This is a genomic window from Microbacterium suaedae (genome assembly GCF_003254645.1).
GTDB classification, from domain to species: domain Bacteria; phylum Actinomycetota; class Actinomycetes; order Actinomycetales; family Microbacteriaceae; genus Microbacterium; species Microbacterium suaedae.
Genome location: NZ_PNFD01000004.1, coordinates 343,321 through 364,803, shown reverse-complemented (window position 1 = coordinate 364,803; position 21,483 = coordinate 343,321). Strand labels below are relative to the sequence as shown.

Sequence of the window (21,483 nt, the reverse complement as noted above, 5' to 3'; positions counted from 1 at the left end):
CCGGAAGCTAAGCCTCTCAGCGCCGATGGTACTGCACCGGGGACGGTGTGGGAGAGTAGGTCGCCGCCGGACTTTACTTAGACGGAAGGGTCGCCCATTGTTGGGCGGCCCTTTCGTGCGTTACGGGGCCATCCGTCTGCGGATGGCCCCGTTTTCGTGCCTGCGGGGAGGCGCAGAGGTGCCGCCGCCCGACTCCGCGCTGGCGCGCAGAGACGCGCGACGTCACCCCTGCGCGCCGAGCCAAGCCGCAGCCGCGGCCTGGCGGGCCGAATCGGGCGACGAGGGATGAAAGGTTCCGGCTCGCACGTCTCGCACGAGACGCGCGAGCTCGTGCGCGTTGCGGAATGCGCTGCCTCCGGCGGAGACTGCGGCGTCATCGACGATGCGCTGCGCCGTCGTGACGGCGCGGTGCTTCATCCCCGACAACAGGGGGAACCACCCCGCGCCGTGATCGACGAGCGTGTCGAGATCCCCAGTGAGAGCCCGGAGCTCGAGGGTGAGGCCGTCGAACGCGATCGACAGATCGCCGATGCGTGCACGCACGACAGGGTCCTCGCTGCGCGGCTCTCCGGTCTTTCTCGAGACGCGCCCCGTCACGGCGGAGGCCGCCAGCTCGATTCCGCGCCGAGCGATCCCCGTGTAGACGGAGGCGATGAGCAGCTCGAAAGCCGCGAAGATGGCGAACTGCAGTGGGTCGGGGCCGTTTTCCGGGTCGATCTCGCGCACGACACGGCTCCTCGCGGCTCGTGCGCCGTGAAGCTCTGTCGTGCGGCTCTGCGTGCCGCGCATGCCAAGGGTGTCCCAGTCGTCGCGCGTGACCACGCTCTCGTCTCGTGAAACGAACGCGAACACGATCTGAGGGCGGTCCGGATCGGAATCGTCTCGGCCATGCACGCCGAGTGAGGTCCAGACGGGGGCGAGAGACGTGAAGATCTTCGTGCCCGTGAAGACGTAACCGCCGTCAGGTGCAGGAGAGGCATCGGTGTCGCTGTCGAACAGCACGAGGTCGTTGCCCGCCTCGCTGATCCCGAAAGCGTAGATCTCGCCGCGGGCGGCGCCCTCCTGCACGAACGCCAGGGCGCTGTCTCCGCGGTCGGAGAGGATCTTCGCGACCGCTGTCCACACGAGGTGCATATTGACCGCGAGGGCGGTCGCAGGTGCCGCGGCGGCAAGTCGTTGCTGCAAGAGCGAGGCCTGCGCGAGCGAGAGGCCAGCCCCGCCGCGATCGACGGGAACGAGGATCCGCAGATAGCCCGCTTCTGTGAGCTCGGCGAGATCCTCATGCGGGAACGCGTTCCCGCTGTCGACGCCGGCGGCGCGAACGCGGATCCGCTCGAGGAGGTCATCGGGGAGGTGCAGGGCGGGATCGAAATCGGCTGGCATGCGGTTCAGCCTAGGCCGCCGTGCTCCGCGAGGGCGACGCGCCGAGGCTCCGACGACACGCCGGATTCGCTGATTCTCAGCCTTCGTTTGTCGGGGGTCCCTCGTAGCGTCGGTCCTGTGGAAAACCAGACTCGGCAGAGCGTGCGAGGCGCGCGATCTCGCCGAACGCGAGGGTGTCATGTGCCCTCCGGCCTGTGCATGAATCGGTGCATGAACCTGTGGACGAGCGGTGGAGAACGGTGGAAAATGACAGGGGTGTAACTACTACCCCTTGTGGTCACCCCAAGGGGAGGCACCTATATGTAGTATTGAGGTCCCGGCGGTACGCCGCCGGAGACGACACTGGCTCAGGAGGGATCTCATGGCGATCACGGTTTACAGCAAGCCGGCGTGCGTGCAGTGCAACGCGACGTACCGCGCGCTGGATGCAAAGGGCATCGAGTATCAGGTGACCGACGTCTCGCAGGACGCCGACGCACTCGAGCAGGTCAAGTCCCTTGGCTACATGCAGGCGCCCGTCGTCGTCGCCGACGAGGACCACTGGTCGGGGTTCCGCCCCGACAAGATCGACGAGCTCGCGTCGCGCCTGGCGTGATTCGGTCGCTGGCGCGGCAGGGGAGGAGAGGCTCATGACCACCGCGACAGCGACCTTCTGCTCGCCCGCGTTCGAGGGGCCCGCTTCGGCGGGTTCGTCGCGAGAGCGGGGGGCCGCGGCGCCGCTGTTGGTCTACTTCTCGAGCGTGTCGGGGAACACCGCACGATTCGTCGAGAAGCTGGGGCTGAAGGCCCTGCGGATTCCTCTGCACCGTCGCGAGGAGCCGCTCGAGGTCGACGAGCCGTTCGTGCTCGTCGTGCCCACCTACGGCGGAGGAAACGGTGAGGGGGCGGTACCCAAACAGGTCATCCGCTTCCTCAATGACGAACGAAACAGACGGTGGATCCGCGGAGTGATCTCCACGGGAAACACCAACTTCGGCGATGCCTACTGCATCGCGGGAGACATCATCAGCCGCAAGTGCCGGGTGCCGCACTTGGATCGGGTTGAGCTCTTCGGCACACCGGACGACGTGAATCGCGTCAGCGACGGATTGGAAACATGGTGGAAGCAGCAGTGAGCACGCAGCAGCTCGACTACAAGCACAACCCTGCGTTCGAGGGGCTGGACTATCACTCCCTCAACGCGATGCTGAACCTGTACGACGCCGACGGCAACATCCAGTTCGAGGCCGACAAGCGCGCTGCGCGCGAGTACTTCCTGCAGCACGTCAACCAGAACACGGTTTTCTTCCACTCCCTGCGCGAGCGTCTCGACTACCTCGTCGACAAGGAGTACTACGAGGGAGCCGTCATCGAGAAGTATGACTTCTCCTTCGTCGAGCGGCTCAACGACTTCGCCTACGGCAAGAAGTTCCGCTTCGAGACCTTCCTTGGGGCGTTCAAGTACTACACGAGCTACACGCTGAAGACGTTCGACGGCAAGCGCTACCTCGAGCGCTTCGAGGATCGTGTCGTCATGACGGCCCTTGCGCTCGCTGACGGCGACGAGGACCTCGCGTGGAAGCTCGTGGACGAGATCCTCTCCGGGCGGTTCCAGCCGGCGACGCCGACGTTCCTCAACGCAGGCAAGGCGCAGCGCGGCGAGCTCGTCAGCTGTTTCCTCCTGCGCATCGAAGACAACATGGAGTCGATCGCGCGCGGCATCAACTCCGCGCTGCAGCTGTCGAAGCGCGGCGGCGGCGTCGCGCTCCTCCTGTCGAACGTTCGCGAGTCCGGTGCGCCGATCAAGCAGATCGAGAACCAGTCCAGCGGCATCCTGCCCGTCATGAAGCTGCTGGAAGACTCGTTCAGCTACGCGAACCAGCTCGGTGCCCGCCAGGGCGCGGGAGCGGTGTACCTCAACGCGCACCACCCCGACATCATGCGGTTCCTCGACACCAAGCGCGAGAATGCCGACGAGAAGATCCGCATCAAGACGCTGTCGCTCGGCGTCGTCGTGCCCGACATCACGTTCGAGCTCGCGAAGAACGACGAGGACATGTACCTCTTCTCGCCGTACGACGTCGAGCGCGTCTACGGCGTGCCCTTCGGCGACATCTCGGTCACCGAGAAGTACCGCGAGATGGTCGACGACCCCCGCATCAAGAAGACGAAGATCAACGCGCGTCAGTTCTTCCAGACGGTGGCCGAGATCCAGTTCGAGTCGGGCTACCCGTACGTGATGTTCGAGGACACGGTCAACGAGGCGAATCCCATCGCCGGCCGCATCAACATGTCGAACCTCTGCAGCGAGATCCTGCAGGTCAACACCCCGACCACGCTCAACACCGATCTGTCGTACGACCAGATCGGCAAGGACATCAGCTGCAACCTCGGGTCGCTCAACATCGCCCTCGCGATGGATTCGCCCGACTTCGGCCGCACGGTCGAGACCTCGATCCGCGCACTCACGGCCGTCAGCGACCAGAGCCACATCGAGTCGGTCCGGTCGATCGAGGACGGCAACGACAAGTCGCACGCGATCGGTCTCGGGCAGATGAACCTGCACGGCTACCTGTCCCGTGAGCGCATCTACTACGGCTCCGAAGAGGGCATCGACTTCACGAACATCTACTTCTACACGGTGCTGTTCCACGCGCTGCGCGCTTCGAACGCGATCGCGCGGGAGCGTGGTGAGACGTTCGAGGGCTTCGAGAACTCGACGTACGCATCGGGTGAGTTCTTCGACAAGTACATCGAGCGCGAGTGGGTGCCCGAGACGGCGCGCGTGCAGGAGCTCTTCGCCGGGCACAGCATTCCCACGCAGGCCGACTGGGTCGAGCTGAAGGAGCAGGTCCAGGCGCACGGTCTCTACAACCAGAACCTGCAGGCGGTGCCGCCGACCGGATCCATCTCGTACATCAACAACTCGACGAGCTCGATCCACCCGATCGCGTCGAAGATCGAGATCCGCAAGGAAGGCAAGCTCGGTCGCGTCTACTACCCGGCGCCGTTCATGTCGAACGACAACCTCGAGTACTACCAGGACGCGTACGAGATCGGCTACGAGAAGGTCATCGACACCTATGCGGCGGCGACGCAGCACGTCGACCAGGGCCTCTCGCTCACGCTGTTCTTCCCCGACACGGCGACGACGCGCGACATCAACCGCGCCCAGATCTACGCATGGCGCAAGGGCATCAAGACGATCTACTACATCCGACTCCGCCAGATGGCCCTCGAGGGCACCGAGGTGGAGGGCTGCGTCAGCTGCACGCTGTGACGCACGCACCGGAACTTTCGAGAGAGAACATCGATGACTGAGAAGCTTCAGCTCCTGGACCACGTTCAGGCCATCAACTGGAACCGCATCGACGACGACAAGGACGTCGAGGTGTGGAACCGACTTACAAGCAACTTCTGGCTGCCCGAGAAGGTGCCGCTGTCGAACGACATCCAGTCGTGGAACACGCTCACCGAGGAGGAGCAGCGCCTGACGATGCGCGTGTTCACGGGCCTCACCCTGCTCGACACGATCCAGGGAACCGTCGGTGCGGTGTCGCTCATCCCCGATGCGCTGACGCCGCACGAGGAGGCCGTTTACACGAACATCGCGTTCATGGAGTCGGTGCACGCGAAGAGCTACTCGTCAATCTTCTCGACGCTGAGCAACACGCCGGACATCGACGCCGCGTTCCGCTGGTCGATCGAGAACGAGAACCTTCAGAAGAAGGCTCAGATCGTCATGGAGTACTACCGTGGCGACGACCCGCTCAAGCGCAAGGTCGCCTCGACCCTGCTCGAGAGCTTCCTGTTCTACTCGGGCTTCTACCTGCCCATGTACTGGTCGAGCCACGCGAAGCTCACGAACACGGCCGACATGATCCGCCTCATCATCCGCGACGAGGCCGTGCACGGGTACTACATCGGCTACAAGTTCCAGAAGGGGCTCGAGAAGGTCGATCAGGCGACGCGCGACGAGATCAAGGACTACACGTTCAGCTTGCTCTACGAGCTGTACGACAACGAGGTGCAGTACACGCAGGATCTCTACGACGGCGTTGGCCTGACCGAGGACGTCAAGAAGTTCCTGCACTACAACGCCAACAAGGCACTGATGAACCTCGGCTACGAGGCGATGTTCCCCGCGAGCGTCACCGACGTGAACCCCGCGATCCTGTCCGCGCTCTCGCCGAACGCCGACGAGAACCACGACTTCTTCTCGGGATCCGGATCCTCCTACGTGATCGGCAAGGCCGTCGCAACGGAGGACGAGGACTGGGACTTCTGATCAGTCCTGGTTAGACGCACAAGAGTGATGACGAAAAGCCCCCTGCGAGCTGCTCTAACCGAGCGGCCTGCAGGGGGCTTCACGCACGCAAGTCGGCGTAGGGCGGTCAGTACGGTTCAAACCCGTTTTGCGTGTACTTGAACCCGTTGGGACCGGGCTCGTTCAGCGAGTTGATGGTCTCCTCGACGTGGACGTGGAATAGCGCGAAGGCGGCGAGCTCGGGGATGTCCGAAGGGAGCACAGTGCCCGCGAGTTCAGCACCCTCGCGCAGTTCCTTGTACGCTCTCTCGAACGGTGCTCTGGGGATGGATAGCGTGAGCACTTCAGGCGCGGGTCGGCCTGATTCGTAAGTCTGCGGCTCGGGGCGTACATCGATCTCGCCTTGTGCGAAGCGCACCGCCGCAATGTCGTCTCGCGCGCCCAGAGAAACGAAGAGTTCTCGGTACAGGTCATTCATGGTATTGCCTAGCATCTTGAGTCAGCGCTGCGGCCGCTGGTGGGGTATGACGTGATGATGTTGGTGCTCGCTCCGACCGCGACGACCAGCGTGTATGCCCTGAAGACTTTGCCGGTTCGGATCGCGCGGATGCACATGACACCGGATAGACCTCCTTGGTCCCGGCTCGCGACACGGTCGTGTGCGCGTTGATGTGTCGCAGGCCACTCGTGGCCTGCGTTCCGCACCGCAGGAGGGCAGGCTTAACGCCAGCCGACGATTTACGGGACCATCGCTTGATGATCTTGTCCTTCTTCTCTCCGGTCCCACATCCAGGAGACACACGCGCGGCAGCCATCGTCTCGAACGCCTCGTCGTAGGTCTCGGCGGCGTCGGGCACGTAGATCACGAACTCTTCGTCCAGGTCGACGTCGACGGAGGCAGTGGCGGCCGAAGCGCCGGCGGGGATCATCGCCGACATGAGCGTCAGCACTGCGATCATGACGACAGAAAAGCGTCCAACCTTGGCCACGAGACCGGTCCTCTCCGTCGAGCTTTCGTGACCTCAGGCTATGAGCCGGGTCGACCCTGCCGTGTGAATCTCTTATGATCACTCGGTTAACCGGGTTCGCTGCAGGCTCCACGCCATACCCAGCACCGTTTCTGACCTCACCCTCGAGGTCAGCGATCCGCTTGATCGATCCAGCCAGCATGCTCGATCGGTCGACGCATGCCTGTGCGTGCTGTCAGCCTGATCCGGAATTGCTCTCGGATCTGCGTCGACAGACCCCGCGCGGCGTACCAAATCGCGTACCAGATCGCTTGGTGGAGGCCACTTCACCTGGCCGCGGGGGAGCGTCTCGCGTATGAGTAGAAGCACGGTCGCCCGAGCCATTCTCATTTACCTTGCCGCTGTCCTGAGCGTCAATGGGTAGAACCTCCCGGGCGGTCTCGCGCGCGGTGGGGGCCGCGCATCGAATGTTGACCGCATCCCTGGGAGAGAGCTCTCTTGAATCACCGCATTTCGCGACGGCACGCCGCCGCACAAACCCACAACTCCGGGGAGGCAACTGGCGCCTCCTCTTTCTCTGGTCGCTATCCCATCGTGGCCATGGCGGTTTTCGCCTTGATCGCCGCGATGTTCTCCCCTCTCGCCTCGCAGCCGGCCGAGGCTGCGCCGGGTAACCCGGGTGTTTCCGCGGACCCGGTGGAAGTGTTCGCGGAGACTTTCGAGGTGGATCAAGACAACACTGTGACCAGTCTGGGCGACTATGTGGGAGTTGCCGGGCAGACGCACACGGCAGATGAGTTCTGGTTGCGTGCGGGGCAGTGCAACGGAGTGCTTCTCCAGTACGAGGCCGCGGAATGGCCGGCCGGTTACTGCGACGCGGGAATCCTTCCAGAGGACATTCCGAACATGCAGAACAACATGCGCAGGCTGGCCGACGTGCTCGGCCAGGTCGGCGCTGGTGTGGCTGGCGGTACGACGCAGGCCTCTGCAGTGAACGGTTCAAACGAGACGACACGCTCCAATCACGTGGTGGGTGCGTTTACCTCCAACGAACTCGGACCTGATGACGCGATCCAGTTCCAGACCTCACCGCTCGAGCTGCCTGTATCGGGCACCCGCTTCTATACGGCATCGGTCGACGTGGCCGAGCTGTCGTGTGACTACCTGGGCGGGGCGAACAACTCCCGCCTGGCGTTTGCTTTCCTTGCCGATGGTGACGAGCTCCCGCTGACAGACGAGGACATCCGTGCCTGCACTGATCCGAGCGTGAGCTACTACACCTCTCCGGATCTGCCCGGCGGCTGGCACAGCGGCGGCGGCTATGTCGCCGCCGGGCGATTCCACTCCGATTCCTCTGCGCTGCTGAGTGCAGACGAGATGGAGAATCTGCAGATCGTGATGCGCAATCGGACGGGTCACTATGACGGCAACGATGCCGCGTTCGACAACATCCGCATCGTAGATGTCACCCCGCAGCTGGACAAGGCGTTCTCGCCCACGAGCGTTCCCACCGGTGGCACCTCCACTCTGACACTCACGGTGACGAACACATCCGAACTGGCTGCGAAGGACGGATGGAGCTTCACCGATGCTCTACCTGAAGGCCTGGTCATCGCCGAGGAGCCCAACGTCGCCAGTACGTGTGATGCGACCGTGACCGCGCCCGCCGGCGGCAGCGAGGTCGAGGCGACCCAGGGGCGCCTGGTCGCAGGCGAGGTTTCCTGCACAGTCGATGTCGATGTCACCTCGGACACCCCTGTCGGCGACGATGAGTCGCCGAAGGAGTACCTCAACGACGCGGACAACTTCACCACGTTGGTCGGTCTGACCCCGCCTGGGCCGGCGACCGTGGAGTTCTACAGCACCCCGGAGCTCGAGGTCACCAAGACCTCGGACGCGACTGAGGACTCGCGCCCGGGCGACACGATCACCTATACGGTTACGGCGACCAACACCGGCAACGGTGATTACACCGAGGACGACCCCGCTGTCGTTCTCGACGATCTCTCCGGCGTGCTGGATGACGCAGACTACAACGGCGATGTGCAGGCGACCCAGCCGGGATCGGTGTCTTTCGAGTCCCCGCTGCTCGGCTGGACCGGTGCGCTTCCGATCGATGAGACGGTGGAGCTCACCTATACGGTCACGCTGACGGGTGGGGGTGACGGCACGGTGCGCAACGTCGCGTGGGTGCCGGAAGATCCAGAGACCCCGGTGACGCCGATGTGCGACCCGGCTGAGGAAGGCGTCGACCCGGAGACGGGGGAGCCCTGCGCCGAGAACGAGTACCTGCTGCCGAAGCTGAGCGTCGAGAAGACCGCGGACCGCGCTGAGGTGCACGCTGTGGGCGAGAGGGTGGAATACACGATCACGGCTACCAACGAGGGGCCCGGCGTCTACACCGAGGAGGCTCCGGCCTCCTTCACCGACGACCTGACCGACGTGCTCGACGCGGCGACCTTCAACGACGGCGCGACCGCATCCACGGGTGAGGTGTCCTACGACGAGCCGACCCTGTCCTGGGAAGGCGCCCTCGGGGAGCACGATACGGCGACGATCACCTACACGGTGACCTACACCGGCGAGGGCGACCGAAACCTGCGCAACCTCGTCTGCATCCCCGAAGCCGAGACCGCGCCGGGCGCAGCGTCGTGTGCTGAGGCGCAGACGCCTGGTGCGGGGCTGACCGCGTGGAAGCAGGTCTCTTCCAGCGATGAGCCGGCGGTGGCCGGCAGCGTGCTGACGTACACGCTGTTCTTCGCCAACGACGGTGAGGTCGCTGCCACTGTGGATCACGTCGATGACCTGACCCACGTGCTCGATGACGCCGACGTCACCGCCGAACCCACCACCAGCGCAGACGATCTCACGGTCGCCCGGGACGGAAACCGGATCGCAATCACCGGGGAGGTCCCGGGAGGTGAGACCTACACGGTCGAGTATGAGGTGACGGTGAAGCCGGACGGTGAGCGTGGCGATGACATCGCTGCGAACTTCCTCCTGTCGAACGGCCCGGGCAACCCGCCGGTGACGCCTGAGGAGCCAGTGTGCGAGCCGGAGGACACCGAGCGGCCGAACTGCACCGTGACGCCGATCGCGGCCGTCGAGTATGCCAAGAGCGTGGCTGCCTCGAGCGACCCGGTCGAGGAAGGCACGGTCCTGACCTACACGGTGACGGTGACGAACACCGGTGCCGCTACGACCCCGGTATCGCGGGAGGACGTGCTGACCGATGTCCTGGACGACGCGGAGCTGACCAGCGCCCCGGTTTCGGACACGGATTCGGTGACCGTATCGGATGTGGCCGATGGTCGGTTCCAGATCGGCGGCGACCTGGCCGCGAACCAGACGGCGACGGTCACCTACGAGGTGACCGTGAAGTCGCAGTCTGAGCGTGGGAACAACTCCGCCGACAACTTCCTGGTACCTGCCGGTGGCGAGCCCCCGGCCGAGTGCGCGGAGGACGCGACGGAGTGCACCAGCACCCCGCTGCCGAAGGTGGATGCGGTCAAATCGTCCGACCCGGAGTCGGGATCCGTTGTCACCGCCGGGCAGGAGGTCGCCTACACATTGACGTTCTTCAACTCCGGCGAGGGGGCGGGCACGGTGGATTACATCGACGACATGTCGGGTGTGTTCGACGACGCCGCCCTCACCACGGGTCCGGAGGCCAGTGACGAGACGTTGACCGCGTCGCTGAATGCCGACGACACCCTCCAGGTGAACGGTGTGCTCGAGGCTGACCAGATGGTCACGGTCTCCTATACGGTCACGGTGTTCCCGGACGGTCAGCGCGGCGACAACCTCCTCGGCAACGTGCTCGCACCCAGGGGCGTCGATGACCCGGAGTGCGGTGACGACGGAGTCTCATGCACGGAGCATCCGGTGCCGCTGCTCGACACGTGGAAGCAGGTGGAGGTCGACGCGACGCCGGTCGCCGCGGGAACAGTGCTGACGTACACGCTGTTCTTCGAGAACACCGGTCGAGCGCCTGCGACGGTCGATCATGTGGATCTCCTGGACCACGTGACCGACGACGCCGACATCACCACCGAGCCGACCACCACGGACGACCTGACGGTCACCCGTGACGGGGACCGGGTCGCGATCACCGGTGAGGTTCCTGCGGGGGAGACCTACGAGGTCACCTACCAGGTGACAGTGAGACCGGACGCGGACCGTGGTGATGACATCGCGGCGAACTTCCTCCTTCCGAACAGCCCGGAGGCTCCGCCGGTGCCGCCGGAGGAGCCGGTGTGTCAGCCCGAGGACGCTGAGCGGCCGGACTGCACGGTGACCCCGATCGGCAAGCTCCTGACAGGGAAGGCCGTCTCGGCTGACTCTGACCCGATCGAGGCGGGTACGGTGCTGGCCTACACGCTCACGTTCGACAACCAGGGTCAGGGTCCGGCGGCGGTGGACCACACCGACGTCCTTGCCGATGTCCTGGATGACGCCGAGCTCACGAGGGCTCCTGCAGCGTCGAATGACACGCTGAGCGTCTCCGACGTGACCGATGGCGCGTTCACCGTGACCGGTGAGCTGGCCGCGGGGCAGGTGGCGACGGTCGCCTATCAGGTGACGGTGAAGGACGAGGCGGCGCGTGGGAACAACACGGCCGACAACTTCCTGATCCCCGCCGACGAGGAGCCTCCCGCCGAGTGCGCCGAGGATGACGGCAACTGTACGGTGACCCCGCTGCCGCTGGTGGACGTCGTGAAGTCGTCCGACCCGGCGACAGGCACGGGGCTGCGAGCCGGTCAGGAGGTCTCCTACACCCTGACCTTCACCAACACCGGTGAAGCGTCGGGCGCGGTGGACTATACCGATGATCTGACCGAGGTCCTCGACGATGCTGACCTGACCGGCGCGCCGGTCAGCAGCGACCCGGCTCTGCTCGCGACCGACGGGGCCGATGGGCTGATCCGGGTCACCGGTGAGCTGGCCCCAAGCCAGTTGGTTACGGTCACGTACACGGTGACGGTGGGACCCGACGGCGACCGCGGCGACAACCAGCTCCGCAACGTCGTGGTCGAAACCGGTGAGGAACCGCCGGCGGACTGTGAACCGGGACGGTGCATAGAGCACCCGATCGGCGAGCTGGACGACTGGAAGAGCGTCGACCCGGCCAGCGGGTCCACGTTGCGTCCGGGCGAGACAGTCGTCTATACGCTGCACTTCGCCAACACCGGCACCGCGCCGGTCGAGGTGAACCGTGACGACGTTCTCACCGGCGTGCTCGACGACGTTGACGTGACCGGGCAGCCGGCGGCATCCAGCGACGCGCTGACCGCGTCCGAGATCGCCGACGGTCGGTTCACGGTCACCGGCGAGCTCGCCCCCGACGAGGAGGTGACGGTCAGCTACGAGGTCACAGTCAAGCCCGATGGGCAGCGCGGTGACGACCGGCTGGACAACTTCCTCGTCCCGTTGGGGGACAATCCGCCGGAAGAGTGTGTGCCTGCCGACCCGGAACGTCCGGACTGCACCGTCAACCACGTCTCCGACGTGGCCGTCGACAAGTCCAGCGACCCGGAGACCGGCACCGAGGTGGATCCGGGTGAGGAGATCACCTACACGGTCACCTTCACCAACCGGTCCGCCAACCCGGAGGCCGCGCCCGGAACGGTCGACTACACCGACCACATGGCCGATGTTCTCGATGACGCCACCCTCACCGCGGGGCCGACGGTCTCGAACGAGAACCTGACGGCCATGTTGGAGGGTGAGACGATCCGGATCACGGGGTCGGTACCCACCGGCGAGGTGTACACGGTGACGTATACGGTGACGGCGAACGACTACGCAGAGCAGGGCAACCAGCACCTCGGCAACGTCGTCGCCGTCACCGGCGAGGAGCCGATCTGCGTCGACGGGTCGCCGCTGTGCACCGAGCATGACGTGCCCGAACCCCCGGCACCCCCCGTCCCGCCGGAGGAGCCCGGCGAATGGCTGTCGAGCACGGGCGTGGGGGTCTCCGCCACTGTGCTGCTGGTCGCGCTGCTCCTGCTCGGTGTCGGAGGCGGAATGCTCCTCTACGGTCGGCGCCGCACGGCCGCCGTGCAGGGAGCCAGTCAGGAGGCATCGATCGACGACCTGACGTGACAGTCGGCCGCCAGGCCTGTCACTCTTGGGGCGGGGCCCGGCGGCACGGTTCACGCGGGCGGCTCCAGTCCTGTCGCGCTGACATCGGCCCCTGGCCGCTCCTCCTTTCGGAGGGCGGGCAGGGGCCGCTTCGCGTGCAATGAGGGTCCCGGTTCTCCCGTCTCGCGCAGCTGTCGGCGGCGGCGCCGCGTGCCCACCCGACGCTCAGCCTTGGATACCCCCGGGGGTATACTATGGGGGCATGACGACACGAGAGATCACCAAGGACACGCTGCAGGAGACGATCAGCGGCGACGGGATCGTGCTGCTGGACTTCTGGGCCGGATGGTGCGGCCCGTGCCGAATGTTCGCTCCGGTCTTCGAGAAGGCCTCCGAGCAGCACGACGACATCGTCTTCGGCAAGATCGACACTGAAGCCGAGCAGGAGCTCGCCGCGGGCTTCCAGATCACATCGATCCCGACGCTGATGGCGTTCCGTGACGGCATCCTCGTCTTCTCCCAGCCCGGCGCCCTCGCGGCGGAGGGGCTCGAGCAGCTGATCGACGCCGTGCGCGGCCTGGACATGGACGACGTGCGAACCCAGATCGCCGAGCGGGCAGACACGGGGGCGCAGCGATGAGGATCGTGATCGTCGGCGGCGTCGCCGGAGGGATGAGCGCCGCGGCCCGAGCTCGTCGGCTCGACGAGCAGGCCGAGATCATCGTTCTCGACCGCGGCGAGCACGTCTCGTTCGCCAACTGCGGTCTGCCGTACTACGTGGGCGGCGAGATCACCGACCCCGCGGCCCTTCTTGTGCAGACCCCGGAGCGCCTTAAGGCGTCATTGAACCTCGACGTCCGCACCCGGCACGACGTGATCGGCCTCGACACGGCTGCTCGGGAGCTGACCGTCCGCACGCCCGATGGTACGACAGTGCTGAGCTACGACGCGCTGATCCTCGCACCCGGCGGGCAGGCGGAGCGCCCCGAGATCCCGGGGATCGACTCGGCACGCGTGCGCACGCTTCGCACGGTCGATGACGCACTGTCGCTGCGCGCCTTCGCCGAGGCCGGCGCGCGCCATGCCGTGGTGCTCGGAGCCGGATTCATCGGACTCGAAGCTGCGGAGGTCCTCGCCGGGCGCGGGATCGCCACCACCCTGGTGCAGCGCGGCGAACAGGTCCTGTCGCCGCTGGATCGCGAGCACGCGCAGAGCGTCACCGCGGAGCTGCGGCGCCTCGGCATCGACGTCCGCACGAACACCTCCGCGCGCGAGATCCTCCAGGGTGATGACGCCGACCGCGTGCTCCTCTCTGACGGGACCGAGGCGGATGCCGATCTGATCGTCCTCGCCGCGGGCGTGCGGCCCGACACGCACGTCTTCGAAGGGGCGGGCATTGACACCGAGGGCGGCGCGATCGTCGTCGACGAGCACGGACGGACGTCTGTCGACGGCGTGTGGGCGGTCGGGGACGCGACCGTGAGTGTCGACCCGATCACCGGCGCCCGTGGAGTGGTCGCGCTCGCCGGTCCCGCCAATCGTGCCGGACGCCTCGTCGCCGATCACATCCTGCGTCCCGCGTCCGCGCGCCCGATCCCGCAGGCTCTCGGCACGGCCATCATCCGCGTCGGCTCCGCGACGGCGGCGATGACGGGCGCGAACCGCAGCTCGCTGCGCGAGGCTGGTCAGTCCTTCCGTACGCTGCATCTGCACCCGAATCAGCACGCTGGCTACTTCCCCGGCGCGACGCAGGTCCACCTGAGTCTCCACATCCGAGAGGGGGACGGTCGGATCCTCGGTGCGCAGGCGGTCGGCAGCGACGGCGTCGACAAGCGTATCGACGTGCTTGCCACCGCGATCCGCGCGGGACTGACCGTGACGGACCTCATCGACCTCGACCTCGCCTATGCGCCCCCGTATGGGCAGGCGAAGGATCCGGTCAACCTCGCCGGGATGCTCGGTGCCAACGTCCTCGACGGCACGCTTGTGCTCTGGGACGCTCATGACCTTGACGGCGTGCTGCGGGACGCTCTGGTCCTGGATGTGCGCACCGGCGCCGAGGTCGCCTCCGGGATCCTCCCGGGTGCCCTGCACATCCCGCACACCGAACTGCGTGGGCGCATCGAAGAGGTGCGCGAGGCGGCGGATGGTCGACCGGTGCGGGTGATGTGCGCCTCGGGCGTCCGCTCGGCGATCGCCCACCGCGTCCTCGTGCAGAACGGCTTCGACTCCGCGTCGCTGTCCGGCGGCATGCTCACACTTCGGGCGGTGCTCGGCGATCGTGCCGCCGACATCCTCGTCGATCCGGATCCGTCCGATCGTTCAGTGCCTGAGGATTCCCGCGGCGACGTCGTCGCTTCCGCCGGAGGAGGTCGGTCCCGATGAGCACGCAGAGTGACGCGGCCCAGAAGAAGGTCCTCAATCGCCTCCGTCGCGCGCGCGGGCAGCTCGACGCCGTCATCGAGGCCGTCGACGGTGATGCGTCGTGCCGTGACGTCGTCACGCAGCTCGCCGCCGTCACCCACGCCCTGAACCGGGCCGGGTTCCTTGTCGTCTCGACGGCCATGGAGGACTGCCTCATGGCCCCTGACGAGGCCGAAGCCCGCGACGGGCTGACCACCGAAGAGCTCGAAAAGCTCTTCCTCTCTCTTGCCTGACCCACCCCCCCGATAACTCTCAGAAGGAGATTCCCCCATGTGTCGAGCCATCACCTGCCGTAGCTGCGGAAAGACCACCTGGGCCGGATGCGGCCAGCACGTCGACCAGGTCATGAGCGGCGTCCGCGCCGCCGATCGCTGCCCCGGACACGAGAACGAGGCCAGCTCCGGCGGGTTCCTCTCTCGCCTGTTCGGCCGTTGATCACTGTCCGGGAGTGGCCCCCGGGCCGCTCCCGGACGGCAGAATGGGCGTCATGTCGATCCCGCTGATTCCCGAGATGCCCGATCCGCAGTACGTGATGTCGCGAGAGGGATACCGCCTCGCGACCTATACGTGGGGCGATGAAGACGCACCGGTTGTGATCTGCGTGCACGGTTTCGCGTCGAGCTGCCGCGACAACTGGGTGAACACGGGATGGGTGCGCGAGCTGCTGCGGCGCGGATTCCGCGTTCTCGGCGTCGATCAGCGCGGTCATGGAGCGAGCGAAAAACCGCACGAGGCCAGCGACTACACGATGGAGGCGCTCGTCTCCGATATCGAGAACGTGCTCGATACCTACATGATCGACCCCGTGCGCTACCTCGGCTACTCGCTCGGCGCCCGCGTCGGCTGGCACGTCGCCTCCGAGCTGCCGCTGCGCGTCGAGCGCGCCGTGCTCGGCGGGATCCCCGACGGGCGCCCCCTCGGGCGCCTCGACATCGCACAGGCACGCGCGTATGTCGACCACGGCGAGGAGGTCACGGATCCCGTGACCCGCAACTACGTCACGCTCGCCGAGAGGGTCGACACGAACGACCTGCGCGCGCTTATCGCCCTCGCGGGCGGGATGCGCTTCGGCGACGAGGATCCCGATCTCGGCAATCCCCCGCAGCAGCCGATCGTCGTCGCGACCGGATCCGAAGACAAGATCCTCGCGGAGTCTCGCGAAGTCGCGGCGGGATTGCCGAACGGGCACTTCGTCGAGATCCCCGGACGGCACCACTTCAACGCGCCGGGATCCCGGGACTTCCGCACGGCGGGCGCCGACTTCCTCGCGGCCGACTGAGTCCACAAGTCTTCGCCGAGTCCGCGGCAATTGTCTGCGGACTCGGCGAAGACTTGTGGATTTGTGGGGGTGTGCGGATGTTCACGCCAGGGGTGAACTCCTGTTCACGCGTGCACGTCGACGACACGCGTCTCGCCCGTGACGGGGGAGAGCGCGCCCGACGACCAGGCGGCCACGTCGGATCCGAGGGCTTCTAGCTCGGCCGCGGGCGCCCAGACCTCGAAGCTCGCCGCCTCGGCGTAGGCGACGTCGCCGAATACCGCGTCGTGCTGCGACGCCCACTCGCGCAGCAGGTTGTCGTAGCGCCCCGCGTCGGCGTGCGGCACCTCGATCTCGGCGCGGGTCAGTGCGCGGCGGTGCACGATCCGTGCGCGGTCGAGGGTCTCCGACACCGCGGATCCGTATGCGCGGACGAGGCCGCCCGCGCCCAGCTTCACGCCGCCGAAGTAGCGCGTCACGACGGCGACGATGTCGGTCATGCCGCGCTGGCGCAGCACCTCGAGCATCGGTACGCCCGCCGTTCCGGAGGGCTCGCCGTCGTCGGACGAGCGGGCCTGGTCGCCGGTCGTGCCCGTCACCATCGCGACGCAGTTGTGCCGGGCGTCCCAGAACTCCTTGCGGATCTGTGCGATGAAGGCATCGGCGTCCCCGACGGATCCGACGGGTGCGAGATGGCAGATGAACCGCGAGCGCTTGATCTCTATCTCGTGGTCGACGCGGGCCGCGATCGTCGCCGGGTAGTCGGACATCTCTCGAGGCTACCGACTGCACGACGACGCCAATTCTTCCCGCACGAGCCTTGATTCCGGCGTGTCGCCCCACCTCTGCGCAGATTTGGCGTCGTTGTGCACCGGGTGCGACGCGCACGCAGCCCGGATGGGTGCGCGCGTGGGCGCAGCGCTCCCGTCAACACAACGCAGTCAATCTGGCACTCGACGGCCCGGAAACCGGGCCAAACCGGGAAGCGGCCGCGATCCTGACTGCGTTGTGATGGGAGGGCGGCACAGAGCGATGCGGCAGACTCGAGGGTGATGCCTTCCCTTCTCGAGTCCTCCCGCGCTGCGGGCGACGACCCCGACGCCCTGTACGACGCCTTCCTCGAGTGGTCGCTCGAGAAGGGGCTCGAGCTGTACCCCGCGCAGGACGAGGCCGTCATGGAACTCGTGCAGGGGCACAACGTGATCCTCGCGACGCCGACCGGCACCGGCAAGTCGCTCGTGGCGCTCGCCGCGCACGCGATCGCCGTCGGACGTGGCGGGCGCACGTTCTACACCGCGCCGATCAAGGCGCTCGTGAGCGAGAAGTTCTTCGCGCTCGTCGAGACCTTCGGAGCCGAGAACGTCGGGATGGTGACGGGGGACAGCTCGGTCAACGCCGACGCGCCCATCGTGTGCTGCACGGCGGAGATCCTCGCAAACCTCGCGCTCCGCGAGGGGCCGGACGCGGACGTCAACCAGGTGGTGATGGACGAGTTTCATTACTACGGGGATCCGCAGCGCGGGTGGGCGTGGCAGATCCCGCTCCTGCTGCTGCCGCGCGCCCAGTTCCTCCTCATGTCGGCGACGCTCGGCGACACGACGGCGATCGAGCGCGACCTGTCGCGCCGCACGGGCCGCGAGACGGTCCTAGTCGCGGGCGCCGAGCGTCCCGTTCCGCTGCACTTCTCCTACGAGAAGCGTCCCGCCCACGAGGTCGTTGAGGAGCTGCTCACCGAGCAGGAGGTGCCGGTCTACATCGTGCACTTCAGCCAGGCAGCGGCGATGGAGCGCGCGCAGGCGCTCGGCAGCATCAACGTCACGACCCGGGCACAGCGTGACGAGATTGCCGAGGCGCTGGGCGGATTCCGCTTCACGACGAACTTCGGCAAGACGCTCTCCCGACTCGTGCGGGCGGGCATCGGTGTGCACCACGCGGGCATGCTGCCGCGGTATCGGCGCCTTGTCGAGACACTCGCGCAGCGCGGCCTGCTGCGGGTCATCTGCGGCACCGACACTCTGGGGGTCGGCATCAATGTGCCGATCCGCACCGTGCTCGTCACCGCCCTGTCGAAGTACGACGGTCAGCGCATGCGCCGCCTCGGCGCGCGCGAGTTCCACCAGATCGCCGGCCGTGCGGGCCGGGCGGGCTTCGATCCGTACGGCAACGTCGTCGTTCTCGCGCCCGAGCACGAGATCGAGAACGAGCAGGCGCTGAAGAAGGCGGGCGACGACCCCAAGAAGCGCAAGAAGGTGCAGAAGAAGCAGGCACCCAAGGGCTTCGTCAGCTGGAGCGAGCAGACCTTCGAGAAGATCATCGAGGCCGAGCCCGAACAGCTCGGGCCGCAGATGCAGATGACCTCGGCCATGCTCATCAACGTCATCGCCCGCGGCGGCGACGTGTTCGGCAATGTGCGCTCGCTCGTCTTCGACAACCACCAGCCGCGGCGTGATCAGTACGCCCTTGCGCGGCGCGCGCTCGCGATCTTCCGCACGTTGCGCGCGGCCGAGCTCGTCGAGGTGACGCCCACGGGCGAGATCCGGCTCTTCCTCGACCTGCAGCCGAACTTCGCGCTGAATCAGCCCTTGTCGCCCTTCGCCCTCGCGGCGCTCGAACTGCTGGATCCCGACGAGGCCGCCGGATCCGTCGGCACGGGCCACTACGCGCTCGACGTCGTCAGCGTCATCGAGGCGACCCTCGATGATCCGCGGCAGATCCTCTCGCAGCAGGAGTTCAAGGCGCGCGGCGAGGCCGTCGGCGCCATGAAGCGCGAGGGGATCGAGTACGACGAGCGGATGGAGCTGCTCGAGGAGATCACGTATCCGAAGCCGCTCGATGAGCTGCTGCAGCAGGCGTTCGAGACTTTCGCAGCGTCGCAGCCGTGGGTGCGCGATTTCCAGCTCTCGCCGAAGAGCGTCGTGCGCGATATGTACGAGCGGGCGATGAGCTTCGCCGATTTCGTGCAGTGGTATCAGCTCGGGCGCAGCGAGGGGCTCGTGCTGCGGTACCTCTCGGACGCGTATCGGACGATCCGCCAGACCGTGCCACCGGAGGCGCAGACGGAGGAGCTCGACGACATCGTCGAATGGCTCGGTGAGATGGTTCGGCAGGTCGATTCGAGCCTCGTCGATGAGTGGGAGACGCTCATGGCGGGCCTGGATGCGGATCCTGACGACGGGCCCGTGGTGCCGCCCTCACCGCCCTCGGTCGTGCAGAATCGCCGTGCGTTCACTGTGCTCGTGCGCAACGCGATGTTCCGTCGCGTGCAGCTCGCGGCTCTCGAGCGCGACGACGAGCTCGCGGCTCTCGATCCCGATGTCGATTGGCCGGCCGCGCTCGATCGATACTTCGACGCGCACGACGACATGCTCACGGGATCCGCGGCGCGCGCGCCGCAGCTCTGCCGCATCGACGAATCGGATTCGCACGTCTGGCGGGTCGAGCAGACGATCGACGACCCGGCGGGCGATCACGACTGGCGGATCCGCGCCGAAGTCGACCTCGATGCCTCAGCCGAGGAGGGCGAGGCGGTCCTGCACGTGACGGAGGTCGTGCGGCTATAGCCTCCGAAAGCCCTTCATTGCTGGCACATCTCCGTACGGGAATCCGTGCAGGGACGTGCCAGAAATGCCGAGTTGGGGCGGGGGAGCTAGTCCGATCCGGCGAAGCCGCGGGCGACGGCGGCCGAGGCCGCGAGCCACGCGCGCTGCGTCGCGGGGCGCAGCGCGCCGAAGTGCAGGTGGCCGTCGATCATCGCGGGGTCGAACGGAACCTGGACGACGTCTCGCGTGAGCCGGCGGTAGCCGTCGACGACGCGGCGCACCTCGGCGGCCGGCGCCTTCTGATCGGCCTGGCTCACGACGGTGACGGCGTTGGCCGCCAGCTTCGCGGAGTGCTCGTCGCGGTCGGCGAGGGCATCCAGGAGGAGCGCGCCAGCCTCGGCGTGCTCGTCGCGCGTCGTCGTCGCGACGACGAGCTGATCCGTGCGGTCGATCATGCGCTGCCACAGCGGATCCGACTCGTCGTTGCCTGAGTCCATGACGATGAGCCGGTAGTACCGGGCGGCGATCGCGTGGATGCGGTCGACGTCATCGGCGCTGACGCGCTGCTCGGACGCGAGGGCGATCGGCTGGGACCGCAGCACATCGAAGCGATCCTGGCGCTGGTGGTGCACGAAGCTCGCGACATCGGCCGCCTGCGCATTGTTCGAGAGCAGGTGCTCCGACGCTTCGAGCATGTCGTGCAGGGTGCCGTCGTGCGGACCCTGCTCGGTTCGCCACCCGAGCGTGCCGCGCGTCTGGTTGTTGTCCCAGGCGAGCACGCCCGCACCGCCGAAGCGGGCGAACGCCGCGCCGATGAGGATCGTGGTGGGAGTCTTTCCCGATCCGCCCTTGCCATTCACGACCGCGATCGTGCGGGGACCGGGCCAGTGCTGCGCGACGGCCATCTCGTCGGCGCGCTCCGCCCGCTCTTCGGCGCCGGGCGCCATACGGATCCCCATGCGGGTCATCGTGCCGCGGAAGCCGCGCGTCGCCGGATCTTCGCGCCGGTCTTCGTCGCGGTCGCTCGTGAGGAAGGTCTCGCGCTGCGCGCGGCGGTTCTCGAACTCGTGCGCCGAGACCTGGCCCGCGGCGGGCTGCGCCTCGGCGGCGGGGTGGCTCGGGGCGTGCGCGGCAGGCGCGCTCGCCGCGGGCGTCGCGCTCGCCGCGGGAGCGGAGTCGATGATCGTCACGGGGCGCGTGGAAGCGTCGGCCGATGACTGCGGACGCGTCAGGCTCTCATCGGCGACCGGTCGCAGGCCGGCGGGTGCCGCCGGTCGCGGGGCGTCGGGTGACGCGTACTCGACCCGCTCATTGCCGTCGACGACGAGCGGCCAGCGCCCGTCGGGCTCTGTGACGATCACGCGGATGGGGGCGTCGAGCTGTCGGGCGATCTCGGCCGTGAGCCGCACGATCTCCCGGCGGGCGTCTTCCGCGTGCGTCGTGGAGATATCGCGCGGCGTCTCGTCGACGACGAGGACGGCGGATCCGTCAGGATGGATCGTGGCGTGGAGCCCGTCATCGGTCGAGCTGTCGCGCATAGCGCCCCCTTCGGTGCGAGAAGCATCGTGGTCGCCCGCCCGA

Annotated in this window: 15 protein-coding genes and 1 rRNA gene; 11 read left to right on the top strand and 5 right to left on the bottom strand. The window is 66.9% G+C overall.

Annotation, left to right across the window (positions count from 1 at the left end; genetic code table 11):
- Positions 1 to 72, top strand: a 5S ribosomal RNA gene (rrf, locus tag C0012_RS15890); the annotation flags it as partial.
- Positions 73 to 222: 150 nt separating this feature from the next.
- Here the strand turns inward: rrf and C0012_RS13960 are convergent.
- Complete coding sequence (locus C0012_RS13960) at positions 223 to 1,383, bottom strand: acyl-CoA dehydrogenase family protein (RefSeq protein WP_111467200.1); 1,161 nt, start codon at positions 1,381 to 1,383, stop codon at positions 223 to 225.
- Between the two features lie 361 nt (positions 1,384 to 1,744).
- On the opposite strand from C0012_RS13960, the gene nrdH reads away from it, so the two are divergent.
- Genes nrdH through nrdF form a run of 4 tightly spaced genes read left to right on the top strand, consistent with a single transcriptional unit; the run spans position 1,745 to position 5,650 of the window.
- Positions 1,745 to 1,978, top strand: a complete 234-nt coding sequence (gene nrdH / locus C0012_RS13955) for a glutaredoxin-like protein NrdH (RefSeq protein ID WP_111467199.1) — start codon at positions 1,745 to 1,747, stop codon at positions 1,976 to 1,978.
- Between the two features lie 34 nt (positions 1,979 to 2,012).
- Positions 2,013 to 2,498, top strand: coding sequence for a class Ib ribonucleoside-diphosphate reductase assembly flavoprotein NrdI (nrdI, locus tag C0012_RS13950; protein WP_111467198.1), 486 nt, complete (start codon positions 2,013 to 2,015; stop codon positions 2,496 to 2,498).
- Complete coding sequence (gene nrdE, locus C0012_RS13945) at positions 2,480 to 4,642, top strand: class 1b ribonucleoside-diphosphate reductase subunit alpha (protein ID WP_111467197.1); 2,163 nt, start codon at positions 2,480 to 2,482, stop codon at positions 4,640 to 4,642. The genes nrdI and nrdE overlap by 19 nt, the downstream gene beginning before the upstream one ends.
- Positions 4,643 to 4,675: 33 nt before the next feature.
- Positions 4,676 to 5,650, top strand: a complete 975-nt coding sequence (nrdF, locus tag C0012_RS13940; protein ID WP_111467196.1) for a class 1b ribonucleoside-diphosphate reductase subunit beta — start codon at positions 4,676 to 4,678, stop codon at positions 5,648 to 5,650.
- Between the two features lie 106 nt (positions 5,651 to 5,756).
- Here the strand turns inward: nrdF and C0012_RS13935 are convergent, their stop codons facing one another.
- Positions 5,757 to 6,107 (bottom strand): hypothetical protein, encoded by a 351-nt coding sequence (locus C0012_RS13935; protein WP_111467195.1) that lies wholly within the window; start codon positions 6,105 to 6,107, stop codon positions 5,757 to 5,759.
- Positions 6,100 to 6,618: a hypothetical protein gene (locus tag C0012_RS15505; RefSeq protein WP_162622955.1), complete on the bottom strand. Its 519-nt coding sequence runs from the start codon at positions 6,616 to 6,618 to the stop codon at positions 6,100 to 6,102. Before C0012_RS15505 ends, C0012_RS13935 begins: the two co-directional genes overlap by 8 nt.
- Positions 6,619 to 7,320: 702 nt before the next feature.
- Between C0012_RS15505 and C0012_RS13930 the strand changes: the two genes are divergently transcribed.
- The 5 genes from C0012_RS13930 (at position 7,321) to C0012_RS13910 (ending at position 16,384) form a co-directional block, all read left to right on the top strand.
- Positions 7,321 to 12,702, top strand: coding sequence for a DUF7927 domain-containing protein (locus C0012_RS13930; protein WP_162622954.1), 5,382 nt, complete (start codon positions 7,321 to 7,323; stop codon positions 12,700 to 12,702).
- A gap of 241 nt (positions 12,703 to 12,943) precedes the next feature.
- Complete coding sequence (trxA, locus tag C0012_RS13925) at positions 12,944 to 13,321, top strand: thioredoxin (protein ID WP_111467193.1); 378 nt, start codon at positions 12,944 to 12,946, stop codon at positions 13,319 to 13,321.
- Positions 13,318 to 15,066, top strand: coding sequence for an FAD-dependent oxidoreductase (locus tag C0012_RS13920; protein WP_111467192.1), 1,749 nt, complete (start codon positions 13,318 to 13,320; stop codon positions 15,064 to 15,066). The genes trxA and C0012_RS13920 overlap by 4 nt, the downstream gene beginning before the upstream one ends.
- Positions 15,063 to 15,338, top strand: a complete 276-nt coding sequence (locus C0012_RS13915) for a metal-sensitive transcriptional regulator (protein ID WP_111467191.1) — start codon at positions 15,063 to 15,065, stop codon at positions 15,336 to 15,338. The genes C0012_RS13920 and C0012_RS13915 overlap by 4 nt, the downstream gene beginning before the upstream one ends.
- A gap of 254 nt (positions 15,339 to 15,592) precedes the next feature.
- Complete coding sequence (locus tag C0012_RS13910; RefSeq protein ID WP_111467229.1) at positions 15,593 to 16,384, top strand: alpha/beta fold hydrolase; 792 nt, start codon at positions 15,593 to 15,595, stop codon at positions 16,382 to 16,384.
- Positions 16,385 to 16,488: 104 nt separating this feature from the next.
- Here the strand turns inward: C0012_RS13910 and C0012_RS13905 are convergent, their stop codons facing one another.
- A complete protein-coding gene (locus C0012_RS13905) occupies positions 16,489 to 17,133 on the bottom strand; it encodes a YigZ family protein (RefSeq protein ID WP_111467190.1) in 645 nt (214 codons plus the stop codon).
- 282 nt (positions 17,134 to 17,415) lie between these two features.
- Here C0012_RS13905 and C0012_RS13900 point away from each other — a divergent pair, with 282 nt between their 5' ends.
- Positions 17,416 to 19,923 (top strand): DEAD/DEAH box helicase, encoded by a 2,508-nt coding sequence (locus tag C0012_RS13900; protein ID WP_111467189.1) that lies wholly within the window; start codon positions 17,416 to 17,418, stop codon positions 19,921 to 19,923.
- An 86-nt stretch (positions 19,924 to 20,009) separates the two neighbouring features.
- On the opposite strand, the gene C0012_RS13895 is transcribed toward C0012_RS13900, so the two are convergent.
- Entirely contained in the window at positions 20,010 to 21,440 is a 1,431-nt protein-coding gene (locus tag C0012_RS13895) for a MinD/ParA family ATP-binding protein (protein ID WP_111467188.1), read from the bottom strand.
- Positions 21,441 to 21,483 lie beyond the last annotated feature (43 nt).

Excerpts from the sequence above, each read along its gene's own strand:
- C0012_RS13920 (WP_111467192.1), top strand. The coding sequence starts at position 13,318 with ATGAGGATCGTGATCGTCGGCGGCGTCGCCGGAGGGATGAGCGCCGCG.
- C0012_RS13905 (WP_111467190.1), bottom strand. The coding sequence starts at position 17,133 with ATGTCCGACTACCCGGCGACGATCGCGGCCCGCGTCGACCACGAGATA.
- C0012_RS13900 (WP_111467189.1), top strand. The coding sequence starts at position 17,416 with ATGCCTTCCCTTCTCGAGTCCTCCCGCGCTGCGGGCGACGACCCCGAC.
- nrdF (WP_111467196.1), top strand. The coding sequence starts at position 4,676 with ATGACTGAGAAGCTTCAGCTCCTGGACCACGTTCAGGCCATCAACTGG.
- trxA (WP_111467193.1), top strand. The coding sequence starts at position 12,944 with ATGACGACACGAGAGATCACCAAGGACACGCTGCAGGAGACGATCAGC.
- C0012_RS13910 (WP_111467229.1), top strand. The coding sequence starts at position 15,593 with ATGTCGATCCCGCTGATTCCCGAGATGCCCGATCCGCAGTACGTGATG.
- C0012_RS13960 (WP_111467200.1), bottom strand. The coding sequence starts at position 1,383 with ATGCCAGCCGATTTCGATCCCGCCCTGCACCTCCCCGATGACCTCCTC.
- nrdH (WP_111467199.1), top strand. The coding sequence starts at position 1,745 with ATGGCGATCACGGTTTACAGCAAGCCGGCGTGCGTGCAGTGCAACGCG.
- C0012_RS13895 (WP_111467188.1), bottom strand. The coding sequence starts at position 21,440 with ATGCGCGACAGCTCGACCGATGACGGGCTCCACGCCACGATCCATCCT.
- nrdE (WP_111467197.1), top strand. The coding sequence starts at position 2,480 with ATGGTGGAAGCAGCAGTGAGCACGCAGCAGCTCGACTACAAGCACAAC.
- C0012_RS13915 (WP_111467191.1), top strand. The coding sequence starts at position 15,063 with ATGAGCACGCAGAGTGACGCGGCCCAGAAGAAGGTCCTCAATCGCCTC.
- nrdI (WP_111467198.1), top strand. The coding sequence starts at position 2,013 with ATGACCACCGCGACAGCGACCTTCTGCTCGCCCGCGTTCGAGGGGCCC.
- C0012_RS13935 (WP_111467195.1), bottom strand. The coding sequence starts at position 6,107 with ATGAATGACCTGTACCGAGAACTCTTCGTTTCTCTGGGCGCGCGAGAC.